This is a genomic window from Streptomyces sp. NPDC104761 (assembly GCF_055583445.1).
The window spans coordinates 527706-540793 of sequence record NZ_JBVJNZ010000004.1; the positions used below are offsets into that span (position 1 = coordinate 527706).

Sequence of the window (13088 nt, forward strand, 5' to 3'; positions counted from 1 at the left end):
CTGGCCTGCCGAGGTGATCGTCTGCGAAGCGCGGTGCTCTCGGTGGGGTGGCCCCGACCGATTGAGGACCCTTGATCAGCATCACCGTGACGGCGCTCGTCTTCGGCGTCATCTTCCTCGCCGAACTGCCCGACAAGACCGCGCTCGCCGGTCTCGTCCTGGGCGCGCGCTACCGGGCGTCGTACGTCTTCGCCGGGGTCGCCGCGGCCTTCCTCCTGCACGTGGTGCTCGCCGTCGCGGCCGGCAGCGTCCTGACCCTGCTCCCGCAGCAGATCGTGCACGCGCTGACCGGCGTGCTCTTCCTCGGCGGCGCGGCCGTGCTGCTGCTGAAGAAGGACGAGGAGGACGAGGAGATCCGCAAGCCGGCCGACCAGTCCTTCTGGAAGGTCGCCGGGACCGGGTTCATGCTCATCCTGGTCGCCGAGTTCGGCGACCTCACGCAGATCATGACGGCGAACCTCGCGGCCCGCTACGACGCCCCGCTCTCCGTCGGTCTCGGCGCCGTGCTCGGCCTGTGGGCGGTCGCCGGACTCGGCATCGTCGGCGGCAGGGCGCTCATGAAGAAGGTGCCGCTGCGGCTGATCACGCAGATCGCGGCGGTGCTGATGCTGGCGCTGGGCGTGTGGAGCCTATGGGAGGCGCTCGCGGGCTGAGCGGGGCCCGCCGTGCCCCGGCCGGGTTGAAGAGTCGGTGAACGGTCGGCGAAGGCGGTGGCGGGATCGGCGTTCTGTTTTGTACCGTGGGGGAACAAAGTGGCTCCCGCCCGTTTTCCCTGACCGGCGGGCGGGGCCGCCTTGTTCTTCCCGGCCCGCTTTCGGCCCGTGTACTAGGAGCTGCCCGATGACGGCCACCGTCCTCACCGCCCGCGCCCTCCTGCTCGACATGGACGGCACCCTCGTCAACTCCGACGCCGTCGTCGAGCGCATCTGGCGGCGCTGGTCCGAGCGGCACGGGCTGGACGGCGACGAGGTCATGAAGGTGGTGCACGGGCGCCAGGGGCATGCGTCCATGGCCGTGCTGCTGCCGGACCGGCCGATGAAGCAGAACCTCGCGGACAACGCGCGCATGCTGGCGGAGGAGACGGCCGACGTGGAGGGCGTGGTGGAGGTCCCGGGCGCCGCGGCCTTCCTCGCCTCTCTCCAGGGGCTGCCGCACGCGCTGGTGACCTCGGCGGACGTGGCGCTGTCCACGGTGCGGATGGCTGCTGCCGGGCTGCCGCTGCCGGCGGTGCGGGTGACCGCGGAGTCGGTGGGCGCCAGCAAGCCGGACCCCGAGGGCTTTCTGAAGGGGGCGGCGGAGCTGGGCGTGGCTCCGGCGGACTGCCTGGTGTTCGAGGACTCGGGCGCGGGGATCGCGGCGGGGCGCGCGGCCGGGATGCGGGTCGTCGGCGTCGGCGCGCGGGCCGGGGTGCACGAGCCGGACGCGGTCGTGCGGGACCTCACGCAGGTGCGCGTCGAGGCGACGGCGGACGGGTCGATCCGGGTGCACGTCGGCGAAGCCTGAGGCCGGGACAGGGCCGCTCACCGGCGCTGCCCGGGTGCCGCCGCGCCCACCCGTGCCGCCCCAGCGACACGACTGCCCGCAGCTGAGCAGCTGACCCGACTACGCGCGGCTGGGCGGCTGACGCGATTACGGGCGGCTGGGTGGCTGAGGCGACTGCGCGCGGCTGGGTGGCTGAGGCGACTGTGCGCGGCTGGGTGGCTGACGCGATTGTGCGCCGCTGGGTGGCTGACGCGATTGCGCGCGGCTGGGCGGCTGAGGCGACTGTGGGCGGCTGGGTGGCTGACGCGATTGTGCGCCGCTGGGTGGCTGTCACGGCTGCGTGCGGCTGGGTGGCTGAGGCGACTGCGCGCGGCTGGGTGGCTGACGCGATTGTGCGCCGCTGGATGGCTGTCACGGCTGCGGGCGGCTGGGTGGCTGACGCGATTGCGCGCGGCTGGGTGGCTGTCACGGCTGGGCGGCTGACACGACTGCGGGTGGGTGCCTGGGTGGCTGACGTAATTGCGCGCGGCTGAGTACCTGACGCGACTGCGGGTGGCTGGCACGATTGCGCGCGGCTGAGTAGCCCCGTAAGGGGCGCGGGGAACTGCGCGACAAGCCCCCACTCACCCGCACCCACCCACCACCGAAACCCACCCCGCGACCGTCCCGCCGGCACCGCTCACCGCCCTGCGTGGCAACGCACCCCGCAGCCGTCCCGGCCGGCACTGTTCACCGGCCCGCGCGGCGTCGCGCCCTCAGCCGTCCCGGCCGGTGCCGTTCAGCGAGTCGCGCGGCAACGTACCCCCCGTCGGCCCACCCCCTACGGCTGCGTCGTCTCCGACTCCAGTGCCGTCCGGGTAGCCGTCCCGTACACCCCCGACTGGTCGGTCAGGATGCCCCGCGCCAGCTGGTACGTGCGTACCGCGTCCTCGGTGGTGCGGTCGTAGTGGCCGTCGGGCCTGCCGGTGTAGAGGTTCAGCTGGGCCAGCCGCTGCTGGAGCTCGGTCACCTCCGCCCCGGTGTCGCCGGGGCGGAGGACCGGAGCCGTGGTGGGCTGCGCGGAGGCCGCCGCGCCCGCCGTCGTCGCCGACGCGCTCGGGGCCGCGGAGCGGGCGGGCGTGGGGGAGGCCGGCGTACCGGACGGCGTCGGGGACGGGGAGTGCGACGGGCTCGGGCTCGCCGGCCCGGACGGTGTGGCCGACGGCGAGGGCGAGGGTGAGGTGCCCGGCGCCGCGGCTGAGGGCGACGCCGTGCTCGGGGTCACGTCCGGGACGCTCTGCCGTACGTCCGCCGGTGCCGCCCCGTCCCTCGACGGCGTCACGCGGGCGAACAGCCCGCTCGCGAACCCGGCCACCGCGAGGATCGCGGCCACCGCCCCGGCGACCGCCAGGAGCAAGCCCCACCGGGGACTCCGGCGCGGCTGCCCGGCCGGTGCCGCCTCGGCCACGTCGGCGGCCACCGCCCGCAACGGCACGGTCGGCTCCGCCGCCACCGGCAGCGGCGCGGTCTCGGCACCGGCACTGGCACCGGCACCGGCATCGGCCGCCGCGTCCGCCTCGATGGCCACGTACGGCCGTATCCGCAGCGGGTCGAAGTCCTCCGCCGCCGCCTGTTCGGCCGTACGCGCGTCGCGCAACGCGTCGGCGGTGCGCTGGTTGCAGTCGCAGGCGGGGGAGCCGTCCGGCCCCTTCGGCGTCCCGCACTCCGGGCACTGGTGGCTCACGGCGTCGTCCCTCCCCTCACGAACTCCACAGATTATGCAGAGCGCCCACACGTACGTTCTCCGGAACCCCTCGTCTCACCGGCACCGAAAAGGACTCGACAGGCCATACCGGGTGACACCGTCCACGATGGAAGATGGCCGAAAGCCCCGGGAGGTCTCCATGGCGCTGGAAACGACGCACGCCCAGGCGAAGGACGCGGAGCGCATACCCGGCAACGTGCTGGTCCCGATCGGCGCCCTGCTGCTCGGGCTGCTGCTGGCCGCGCTGGACCAGACGATCGTGTCGACGGCGCTGCCGACCATCGTCAGCGACCTCGGGGGCCTCGAACACCTGTCGTGGGTGGTCACCGCCTACCTGCTGGCCTCCACCGCCGCCACCCCGCTGTGGGGCAAGCTCGGCGACCAGTACGGGCGCAAGCGGCTCTTCCAGCTCGCGATCGTGATCTTCCTCGTCGGGTCGGCGCTGTGCGGGATGGCTCAGAACATGGGCGAGCTGATCGGCTTCCGCGCCCTGCAGGGGCTGGGCGGCGGCGGGCTGATGGTGCTGTCGATGGCGATCGTGGGGGACATCGTGCCACCGCGCGAACGGGGGCGGTACCAGGGGCTGTTCGGTGCCGTGTTCGGTACCACCAGTGTGCTCGGGCCGCTGCTCGGCGGGGTGCTCACCGAGCAGCTGAGCTGGCGCTGGGTGTTCTACGTCAACCTGCCCGTCGGCGTCGTCGCGCTCGCGGTGATCGCCGCCGCGCTGCACATCCCGCGCCGAAGGGCCCACCACGTCATCGACTACCTCGGCACCCTCCTGATCGCCGCCGTCGCCACCTGCCTGGTGCTGGTGGCCTCGCTGGGCGGGACGACGTGGGCGTGGGGGTCGGCGCAGACCATCGGGCTCGTGGTCGTCGGGGTGGCACTCGCCGTCGCCTTCGTCGCCGTCGAGCGGCGGGCCGCCGAACCCGTGCTCCCGCTGAACCTCTTCGGCATCCGTACCTTCACCCTCGCCGCCGTGATCAGCTTCGTCGTCGGGTTCGCGATGTTCGGCGCGATGACCTACCTGCCGACCTTCCTCCAGGTCGTGCAGGGCATCTCGCCGACCCTGTCGGGCGTGCACATGCTGCCGATGGTGATCGGGCTGCTGCTGTCGTCCACGCTCTCCGGGCAGATCGTCAGCCGTACCGGGCACTGGAAGGTGTTCCCGGTCGCCGGCACCGGCGTGACCACCATCGGGCTGCTGCTCCTGCACCGGCTCGACGAACACAGCTCGACGGCCGAGATGAGCGCCTACTTCTTCGTCTTCGGCCTGGGCCTCGGCCTGGTCATGCAGGTGCTGGTGCTCATCGTCCAGAACTCCGTCTCGTACGAGGACCTCGGCGTCGCCACCTCCGGCGCCACCTTCTTCCGCTCCATCGGGGCCTCCTTCGGCGTCGCCGTCTTCGGCTCCGTCTTCGCGGGCCGGCTGGCCGACAAGCTCGCCGACGCCTTCCGTGGCGTCCGTCTCCCGCCCGGCGCCACCCCGGACGCCCTCAAGGCCGACCCGCGCGGCATCGCCACCCTGCCGCCCGCGCTGCGTCCGGCCGCCCTGCACGCGTACGCGTCCTCGATCACCGACGTCTTCCTGTACGCCGCCCCGGTCGCCCTCCTCGGCTTCGCCCTCGCCTGGTTCCTCAAGGAGGACCCGCTGCGCGGCTCGGTCACCGCGCCGGACGCCTCCGAGACCATCCCGCCCAACCCGGTCCACCGGTCGTCGTACGACGAGTGCTCCCGGGCGCTCTCCCTGCTCGCCACCCGTGAGGGGCGCCGGGAGGTCTACCGGAAGATCAACGCGCGGGCCGGGTACGCCGACCTGCTGCCCGCCACCGGCTGGCTGCTGCTGCGGATCCGGAAGTACGGCTCCGTGGAGCCGGGGCGGCTGGCCGAGCGCGGCCCCGTCCCGATGAACGTCGTCCTGGCGGGCGCCCGTCAGCTGGAGGAGCGGCACCTCGCCGACCGCCTGGGCCTCGACCTGACCCTCACCGAGCAGGGCCGCGAGGTCGCCGACCGGCTCGCCGGGGCCCGCGAGGAGTCCCTGGCCGACCTCCTCGGCGACTGGTGGAGCCCGGACCGGCCCACCGACCTGGACCGCCTGGTGCGGGAACTGACCGACGAACTGTGCGGCACCGAACGTGAGCAGCCGCAGAACCGCGCGGCCGGGCAGGTCAGCTGACGAGCTCCTTGCGGAACCAGTGCTCGGCGTAGACGTCGTCGTTGTGCCGCGCGGTCTCCGTGTAGCCGAGCCGCGCGTACAGGGCGCGGGCCTCCACCAGGTCGGTGCGGGTGTCCAGGACGATTCGCGCGGCCCCGAGCGCACGGGCCGTGTCCTCGGCCGCCGCGACGAGGAGCGCGGCCCCGCCCCGGCCGCGCAGTCCCTCGTGCACGAAGACCCGGGTGAGTTCGGCGGTGGCCGGCTCCAGGAGCCGTACGCCCGCGCTGCCGGCCGGCTCCCCGCCGTATCGCGCGATCAGCAGCCCGCCGGTGGGCGGGGCCAGTTCGGAGCCCGGCCGGGCGGCGATCTCCCGTTCCAGCTCGGCCGGGTCGGTGCGGCGGCCCTCGTGGTGCAGGTACCAGCGGTCGCTGACCTCCGTGTAGTACGCCCGCCACAGGGCGCGGGCGGCGACGGAGTCCGGGCGTTCCGGGGTGATCGTCCAGGAGGTCATGGGCCGTAGTGTCCGGCGGACCGGGGTGGTCCGCGCAACCGGATATCGGCGGTCGGGTCCTGGCCCGTCCCGCCGGGCTGTTTGCCGGGCGGTGTGCGGGTCACCCGGTGGAGGAGACGGCCCGTCGGGCCGAGACACCGGAAGGCAACCATGTCCACAGGCTTGATCATCGCGATCGTGATCGTGGCCGCCGTGGTCGTCGTCGCGGCCCTGCTGGCCGTGCGCGCCAGGGGCAGTGGCCCGCAGGGTCTGAAGCGGCGCTTCGGGCCCGAGTACGAGCGGACGGTGGCCCAGCACGGCGGCGACACCAAGGCGGCCGAGCAGGAGCTCGCCGAGCGGGTGCAGCGCCACGGCGGACTGCACGAGCGCGAGCTGGAACCGGCGGAGCGGGAGCGCTACGCGGCCCGCTGGACCACCGCACAGGAGCACTTCGTCGACTCGCCCCGGGAGTCCGTGGCCGAGATCGACCGGCTGCTCGCCGAACTGGCCGCCGACCGCGGCTTCCCGGCCGGCGCCGACTACGAGGAGCAGGTGGCCGCGCTCTCCGTGCACCACGCCGAACACGTCGACGGCTACCGTCGCGTCCACCGTGTCCTCCAGGCGCCCGTGGGCGGGTCGCCGCAGAGCCAGGCCGGGACCGAGGAGATGCGGACGGCCATGATCGAGGCCCGCTCCCTCTTCGACGACCTGGTCACCCCCTCGTCCCACGAGCACGGCCGGCACCGCGCCGGTGTCGGTGCCGACACCGGCGGACACCTGCCCTGGTCCGCCCACCAGAGCCGCCCGAAGGAGAGTTGACCGACATGACCGACGCCAGCACCGGATCATCGGGCCGCCGCCCCGTCGGCGGTGACGTGTATCCCGGCGGTACCGCGATGCCCCCGGGACGTGAGGAGGGGACGACCGACTGGGGCGACGCCGCCGTCAGCGGTGTCACCCCGGGACAGGAGGAACCCGAACGCAGGGCGGCCAGGGACGACCGGGACGACGCCGGGCCGGCGGTGCTGGTGGCCGGTGACGGCCCGGGGCACGAGACGGACGCGGGCCGCGGCGGCGAGCAGCTGATGCCCCGCGAGGAGTGCGGCCAGCTGGAGCGCAGGCTCCAGCACGCGGTCACCGGTTTCGTGGACGAGCCGCGGACGGCCGTCGAGGAGGCCGACCGGGCCGTCGAGGAGATCAGCGCCCGCTTCACCGACGCCGTCGACCGGCGCCGCCGCACCCTGCGCGGCAGCTGGCAGTCCGCCGACGCGAACCGCCCCGGCAGCGCCGACACCGAGCAGCTCCGGCTGGCCCTGCGCGAGTACCGCGAACTGGCGGACCGGCTGCTGCACATGTGAGTCACCCGAGCCGCCCGCGCCCCCGCGTCACCCGTGCGGGTCCGGCTCCGGGTCCCGTTCCGCCCCGGCCGCCGTCCGGCGCTCCCGCCACTCGCGTACGACGTCCTCGACGTCGTACGGCTTCTTGCCCAGCGGGGGCCCGGGCGGCGGCTTGAACATCATGTCGCGGATCTTGACGTTGACTTCCGTGATGATCTTGCGGACGATCCGCTCCGAAGGTGCCGCGTAGGCGGCCGCCAGCGCGTCCTCGGCCTCCTTGCGCAGGGCGAGCGTCGGGGGCAGCACGGCCAGGCCCTCCCGGGCCATCTTCCGCTTGATCCACCACAGTTCGTCGTACGACGTCTCCAAGGCGGCGGGCAGCGGCTCGCCCGCGCCCGGCAGCCGGTCGAACTCACCGCGCCGCTGGGCGTCTTGGATCTGTTTGTCGACCCAGGACTCGAACGGCACCCCGGGTGGCTTTCGCTCGGTCATGACTCCATTGTGCCGGACGCGGCCCGGCCGGGCGTTTTATCATGCGCCGGAGATCCACGCAGGATTCAGGAACCGCGCAGGGGGAACGCACGTGCTCGAACTCACCATGGCCTCCGTGTCCGGAGAAGCGGGCGAGACGGCCGGAATGCTCATGGCCGACGCGCCCAGCGACCCCGGTGCCGTGCTGCGGGTGGGCCGCGACGCCGCCACCTGCCGGCTGACGACGCCCGACGACTGGCTGTTCGTCTCCCGGGTGCACCTGGAGTTCCTGTGCGGGCCCGAGGGCGGCTGGCAGGTCACCTGGCTGCGCGGCTCCCAGGCCGAACCCTCCTCCGAGGTGCTGCTGACCGTCGGCGAGTACGCCCAGGCCATCGCTTACGGCGGCACGGTCGCGCTGCCCCGGGGCGGCTCCGGCGAGATCGTCATCCGGGACCGCACCGCCCCGCGCAGCGTCAACGTGGGGTTCTACCAGGAGGGTTGAGCGGCGGTTCGCGGGCGGCCCGGTCGGCTCAGTCGAGGACCCGCGCCAGCGCGAAGCCGTCGTAGCCCTTGCTGCCGACCGTCTGGATCGCCGTGCCGGTCAGCCTCGGGTGCGCCGCGATCAGCTCGATCGCGGCGCGGGTGCCGACCACGTCCGGCTCGTCGCTCTCGGCGTCGACGACCCGGCCGCCGCGCACCACGTTGTCGACGACGATCAGGCTGCCGGTGCGGGTGAGCCGGAGCGCCCACTCCACGTAGTGCGGGTTGTTCGCCTTGTCGGCGTCGATGAAGACCAGGTCGAAGGGGGCGGGGTTCTCGTCGGCGAGCTTGGGCAGCGACTCCAGGGCGGGCCCGACCCGCACCTCGACCACCTTCTCCAGGCCCGCGCGGGCGATGTTGCGGACCGCGATCTCGGCGTGGTGGGCGCTGTACTCCAGCGAGATCAGCCTGCCGTCGGCGGGCAGGGCACGGGCCAGCCAGATGGTGCTGTAGCCGCCGAGGGTGCCGATCTCCAGGATGTTCCGGGCGTCCTGGATCTGGGCCAGGAGCTGGAGCAGTTTGCCCTGGTTGGCGGTGACGTTGACGTGCGGAAGCTCGTTCGCCTCGCTCTCCCGCAGGGCCGCCTGCAACGACTCGTCGTCCGGTGACAGGTGGCTGGTGAAGTAGAAGTCGACGTCGTCCCAGAGCTGAGAGCCGCTCATGCGTCCGTAGCCTTTCGCCTATGCAGATCGCCGTCCAGTGCAGCTACCTGGATAGCACTACTGGGGCGGCGACGGGGCGGCGCCAGCGGCGGGCGGCGGGAGTGTCGTACGGCCGTCAGGGAGGCGGCCATGAGGCGGCCGTGAGGCGGCTGTCAGCAGTGCGGCGGCGGGCCGCCGTCTGTCTACCGACGGTACGGGCCGACGAGGCGGGTTGTTCGAAGGGTGCAGGTGAGTGGGGGGTGTGCGCAGTTCCCCGCGCCCCTGGGGGGTGGGGAACTGCGCTTGATCCGTCGGGTGCGGGGCGGTGGGGTGCCTGTCGCGCAGTTCCCCGCGCCCCTTCGGGGCGCTTTCTTCGGGGGCGCTGCTAGCGGGGGGCTTCCACGGAGGGTGCCGAGCCCGGGAGGGGCTTGCCTGCTGTTTCTGTCATGCGCCAGGCGGCGAAGCCGCCCACCACCGCCGCGGCCATCATGTAGTACGCGGGCATCATCAGGTTTCCCGTCGCTCCGATCAGGGCCGTCACCGCGAGTGGGGTCGTGCCGCCGAAGAGGGAGACCGAGATGTTGAAGCCGATGGACAGGGAGCCGTAGCGGACCCGGGTGGGGAACAGGGCCGGCAGGGCGGCCGGCATCGCTGCCGTGAAGCAGACCAGGAGGAGGCCGAGGGCGCCCATGCCGAGGCCGACCGCGAGCAGGCTGCCCTGGCGGATCAGGAGGAGGGCGGGGACGGAGAGGAACAGGAAGCCCGCACAGCCCGCCGCGATCACCGGGCGGCGGCCGACACGGTCGGTGAGGGCGCCGGCGAACGGCTGGACGACCATCATCAGCGCCATCACGCCGAGGACGACCAGCAGGCCGTGCGTCTCGTCGTACTTCAGCTCACTGGTGAGGTAGCTGGGCATGTACGACAGGAGCATGTAGTCGGTGACGTTGAAGACCAGGACCAGGGCCATGCACAGGAGCAGGGCGGGCCACTGGCCGGTGATCATCTCGCGGAGCGGTACCTTCGGCCGGGCCGACTCCGCCTTCTCGACCTCCGCCGCGAACGCCGGGGTCTCCTCCAGGCGCATCCGCAGGTAGAGGCCGATGATGCCCATCGGGCCCGCGATCAGGAAGGGGATGCGCCAGCCCCAGGAGGTCAGGTCGTCCGCGGACAGCAGGGCCGTCATCAGGGTCACCAGGCCGGCGCCGCCGATGTAGCCCGCCAGCGTGCCGAACTCCAGCCAGCTGCCGAAGAAGCCGCGCTTCTTGTCCGGCGCGTACTCGGCGATGAACGTGGACGCGCCCGCGTACTCGCCGCCGGTGGAGAAGCCCTGGACCAGGCGGGCGGCGAGGAGCAGCAGCGGGGCGCCGACGCCGATCGACGCGTAGGACGGGATCAGGCCGATCGCGAAGGTACCGGCCGCCATCATGATCATGGTGACGGCGAGGACCTTCTGGCGGCCCACGCGGTCGCCGAGCGGGCCGAAGACCATGCCGCCGAGCGGGCGGACCAGGAAGGCGGCGGCGAAGGCGCCGAACGTGGACAGCAACTGGGCGGTCGGGTTGCCGGACGGGAAGAAGACCTTGCCCAGCGTCACCGCGATGTAGCTGTAGACGCCGAAGTCGAACCACTCCATGGCGTTGCCGAGCGCGGCCGCCTTCACGGCGCGCTTCACCAGCGCGGGGTCGGTGACGGTCGGCGCGGGGGCGGTGGCCGTACGGGGGCCGGGAACCTGCGCGGACGGGGTGACTGCTGTGGCGGTCGCCAAAACGGGGCTCGCCTACCTTTCGTGGGGGACAGGGGCGCGGCCCGTACGGCGGTGGACGGGACGAAAAGCGACGATAGGAGCACTTGGGGGCGTTACGTCGCGTACGCACTTACGTGCACAGTGCAGCTAAACGTGCTGTACGCAGGGACATCTGCCCGCTCGCGCGGCCGTATGCAGGCCGGGCACTGTGATCCTTCTCGCGCTCCGGGGGTGCAACCACGCCGCCCGTGCCCTGTCGACTTCGTCGTCTTCCGGTCAAAAGGCGGTCGGATGTCAGGTGAAGAGGGGGTTGCCTGCGTCTGTGCACAGAGGTGGTGGGAGCCTCGTAGGGTTCTCAGACGACGTGCGGGACGCGGCGGGAGGCCGGCGAGGCGTGGCGAACGTGGAGCACAGCGGGCGAGCGGGAGAGGCGTTCGGAGGGGCGGAAGCCGGAGCGCGGTTCAGAATGGCCCGGCTCGGCCTGTGGGCGGTGGCCGCGATCCTCGTCGTACGGCAGCTGGCCGTCGTCCTCGGCACCCCGAGCGGGGAACGGCTGACAGACCTGGAGACCTGGGTCGGCCCCGAGGGCGTGCTGCACGTCAAGGGTTCCCTGTACGACTCCACGCAGTTCACCGGCACCCCCTTCGGCGGGCTGGTGCTCAAGCCGCTCACCAGAGCCGCCGAACAGGCTCTCGGCTGGGGCTGGACCTTCGGCACCCTGCTCCTCGTGGTCGCCCTCGGCCTGGTCGCCGCCCGCGCGCTGCCCCAGCCGGTCGGCCGCCGCACCTCGCTGCTGGCCGCACCGGTCGCGATCAGCCTGCTGATGCTCTCGCTGCCCGTCCGCAACACGCTCTGGCTCGGCCAGACCAGCATCATCCCGGTCCTGCTGGTGCTCCTCGGCTGCTTCACCGCCCGCGGGCAGCGCGACAGCGGAGTGTGCATCGGGCTGGCCGCCGCCCTCCAGCCGGCCCTGCTGCTCTTCGCCCCGCTGCTGTGGTTCACCGGCCGCCGCCGGGCCGCCGTCGCCACCGGCGCGACCTTCGCCGTCTGCACGGCGCTGGCCTGGGCGGCGCTGCCGCACGACTCGTACACCTACTGGGTCCACCACATCGCCGGCGCCGGCCTCGGCGGTCAGGCCGACGCGCTCGCCAACCAGTCGCTGCACGGTGCCCTGCTGCGGTTCGGGCTGACCGGCCCGCTGGAGATCATGCTGTTCCTGGCGCTCGGCGCGGCCGTGGCCGTCGTCGCGCTGCGCCGCGCGGTGCGCTACGCCAGGGACGGGCAGCTGCTGCTCGCGGTCGCGATCACGGGCTGCGCGGTGATCGCGGTGTCGCCGACGGCCTGGCAGCACCAGCTGCTGTGGGTGCTGCTCGCGGTGGCCGGCCGGGCCGGGCGGCGCACCGCCGACCGGCCCGTGTGGCCGGTCGTGGTCGTCCTCGTGATGACGCTGCCCGCCAAGGCGCTGCTGCCGAACCAGGCGCTCTTCGTGCCCGTGCGCGACAACACGGTCCTGCTCGCCGCCCTGGCCGCGGCCACGGTCGTCCCCTTCCTTTCCCGCACCGCCCCGGAGTTCGCCCGCCCGGTCCCGACGGACTACGCCGAGCCGGTCCCGGCCCGCTTCCGGCGGATCCCGCCGGCCCCCTCGCTGCGCCGGGTGCTGTCCCGCCCCAACCTCTTCCTCGAACTGGTCGCGATGCGGCTGGTCTACTTCGTCTACCAGCAGATACGGCTCGCCGCCGCGGGCGACGGGAAGGGCACCTCCGGGCGGGCCCGCGCCGAGCGCCACGGGCACCAGATCCACGACGTCGAGCGGTTCCTGCACGTCGACATCGAGCACTGGGCCAACCACACGGTGTACGGCATCGGCTGGCTGCGGAGCTTCCTCGGCTTCTACTACGAGTCCTTCCACTTCGTGGTCCCGCTGACCGTCCTCGCCGTCCTCTACGTCCGCCGGCCGGTCGACTACCGGTGGGCCCGTACCGCCCTCGGCTTCGCCACCGCGTTCGCCCTGATCGGCTTCTGGCTCTACCCGCTGGCCCCGCCCCGCCTGATGCCGGGCCTCGGCATCATCGACACCGTGCACGGCCCGCAAGACTTCGCCAAGCCGGACTACGGCACCCTCACCCAGCTGACCAACCAGTACGCGGCGATGCCCTCGCTGCACTTCGGCTGGGCGCTGTGGTGCGGGATCGTCATCGCCGTCGTCGCCCCGACGTGGTGGCTCAAGGCCTTCGGCCTGGTCCACCCGCTCCTCACGGTCACGGCGATCATCGGCACCGGCAACCACTGGGTGCTGGACGCGGTGGGCGGGGCGGCGGTGGTCGGGGCGGGCTTCGGGGTGGGGTATCTGCTGCAGGGGCCTCGGGCGAGGGCCCTGCGGGCGGCGGGGGCCGACAGGGAGGACTGGGAGCCCCGGGAGCCGGTGACGGCAGCGGCTCCCGGGTGAACGCCCAGGTGTAAGGGGTGCGATGCGTCGTCGTT

General features: G+C 73.0%; 12 protein-coding genes. 7 read left to right on the forward strand and 5 right to left on the reverse strand.

Annotated features, from left to right (window positions below; genetic code table 11):
* Window positions 1–71 precede the first annotated feature (71 nt).
* On the forward strand, window positions 72–653 hold the full coding sequence (locus ACZ63F_RS15235; protein WP_469711288.1) for a TMEM165/GDT1 family protein: 582 nt from the start codon (window positions 72–74) through the stop codon (window positions 651–653).
* A 187-nt stretch (window positions 654–840) separates the two neighbouring features.
* Window positions 841–1503, forward strand: a complete 663-nt coding sequence (locus ACZ63F_RS15240) for an HAD-IA family hydrolase (protein WP_469711291.1) — start codon at window positions 841–843, stop codon at window positions 1501–1503.
* A 799-nt stretch (window positions 1504–2302) separates the two neighbouring features.
* Here the strand turns inward: ACZ63F_RS15240 and ACZ63F_RS15245 are convergent.
* A complete protein-coding gene (locus tag ACZ63F_RS15245; RefSeq protein WP_469711292.1) occupies window positions 2303–3205 on the reverse strand; it encodes a peptidoglycan-binding domain-containing protein in 903 nt (300 codons plus the stop codon).
* Window positions 3206–3365: 160 nt separating this feature from the next.
* Here ACZ63F_RS15245 and ACZ63F_RS15250 point away from each other — a divergent pair, with 160 nt between their 5' ends.
* Window positions 3366–5402, forward strand: coding sequence for an MDR family MFS transporter (locus ACZ63F_RS15250; protein ID WP_469711294.1), 2037 nt, complete (start codon window positions 3366–3368; stop codon window positions 5400–5402).
* Here ACZ63F_RS15250 and ACZ63F_RS15255 read toward each other — a convergent pair.
* On the reverse strand, window positions 5395–5892 hold the full coding sequence (locus ACZ63F_RS15255) for a GNAT family N-acetyltransferase (protein ID WP_351954771.1): 498 nt from the start codon (window positions 5890–5892) through the stop codon (window positions 5395–5397). The genes ACZ63F_RS15250 and ACZ63F_RS15255 overlap by 8 nt on opposite strands.
* A 150-nt stretch (window positions 5893–6042) precedes the next feature.
* Here ACZ63F_RS15255 and ACZ63F_RS15260 point away from each other — a divergent pair, with 150 nt between their 5' ends.
* Both ACZ63F_RS15260 and ACZ63F_RS15265 read left to right on the forward strand, forming a co-directional pair.
* Complete coding sequence (locus tag ACZ63F_RS15260; RefSeq protein ID WP_469711298.1) at window positions 6043–6690, forward strand: hypothetical protein; 648 nt, start codon at window positions 6043–6045, stop codon at window positions 6688–6690.
* Between the two features lie 5 nt (window positions 6691–6695).
* A complete protein-coding gene (locus ACZ63F_RS15265; protein WP_469711300.1) occupies window positions 6696–7229 on the forward strand; it encodes a hypothetical protein in 534 nt (177 codons plus the stop codon).
* A gap of 27 nt (window positions 7230–7256) precedes the next feature.
* Here the strand turns inward: ACZ63F_RS15265 and ACZ63F_RS15270 are convergent, their stop codons facing one another.
* Window positions 7257–7700: a DnaJ family domain-containing protein gene (locus tag ACZ63F_RS15270; RefSeq protein WP_469711303.1), complete on the reverse strand. Its 444-nt coding sequence runs from the start codon at window positions 7698–7700 to the stop codon at window positions 7257–7259.
* Window positions 7701–7791: 91 nt separating this feature from the next.
* On the opposite strand from ACZ63F_RS15270, the gene ACZ63F_RS15275 reads away from it, so the two are divergent.
* Window positions 7792–8181 (forward strand): hypothetical protein, encoded by a 390-nt coding sequence (locus ACZ63F_RS15275; protein ID WP_382732996.1) that lies wholly within the window; start codon window positions 7792–7794, stop codon window positions 8179–8181.
* Window positions 8182–8209: 28 nt separating this feature from the next.
* Here the strand turns inward: ACZ63F_RS15275 and ACZ63F_RS15280 are convergent, their stop codons facing one another.
* Both ACZ63F_RS15280 and ACZ63F_RS15285 read right to left on the reverse strand, forming a co-directional pair.
* Complete coding sequence (locus ACZ63F_RS15280) at window positions 8210–8881, reverse strand: O-methyltransferase (protein ID WP_469711305.1); 672 nt, start codon at window positions 8879–8881, stop codon at window positions 8210–8212.
* Window positions 8882–9245: 364 nt separating this feature from the next.
* Window positions 9246–10628: an MFS transporter gene (locus ACZ63F_RS15285; RefSeq protein ID WP_469711307.1), complete on the reverse strand. Its 1383-nt coding sequence runs from the start codon at window positions 10626–10628 to the stop codon at window positions 9246–9248.
* A gap of 373 nt (window positions 10629–11001) precedes the next feature.
* On the opposite strand from ACZ63F_RS15285, the gene ACZ63F_RS15290 reads away from it, so the two are divergent.
* Window positions 11002–13053, forward strand: coding sequence for a bifunctional glycosyltransferase 87/phosphatase PAP2 family protein (locus tag ACZ63F_RS15290; RefSeq protein ID WP_469711310.1), 2052 nt, complete (start codon window positions 11002–11004; stop codon window positions 13051–13053).
* Window positions 13054–13088: the final 35 nt, after the last annotated feature.

Bases quoted from the DNA above. Each gene is read 5' to 3' on its own strand.
- ACZ63F_RS15240 (WP_469711291.1), top strand. From the start codon at position 841: ATGACGGCCACCGTCCTCACCGCCCGCGCCCTCCTGCTCGACATGGAC.
- ACZ63F_RS15250 (WP_469711294.1), top strand. From the start codon at position 3,366: ATGGCGCTGGAAACGACGCACGCCCAGGCGAAGGACGCGGAGCGCATA.
- ACZ63F_RS15255 (WP_351954771.1), bottom strand. From the start codon at position 5,892: ATGACCTCCTGGACGATCACCCCGGAACGCCCGGACTCCGTCGCCGCC.
- ACZ63F_RS15260 (WP_469711298.1), top strand. From the start codon at position 6,043: ATGTCCACAGGCTTGATCATCGCGATCGTGATCGTGGCCGCCGTGGTC.
- ACZ63F_RS15265 (WP_469711300.1), top strand. From the start codon at position 6,696: ATGACCGACGCCAGCACCGGATCATCGGGCCGCCGCCCCGTCGGCGGT.
- ACZ63F_RS15270 (WP_469711303.1), bottom strand. From the start codon at position 7,700: ATGACCGAGCGAAAGCCACCCGGGGTGCCGTTCGAGTCCTGGGTCGAC.
- ACZ63F_RS15280 (WP_469711305.1), bottom strand. From the start codon at position 8,881: ATGAGCGGCTCTCAGCTCTGGGACGACGTCGACTTCTACTTCACCAGC.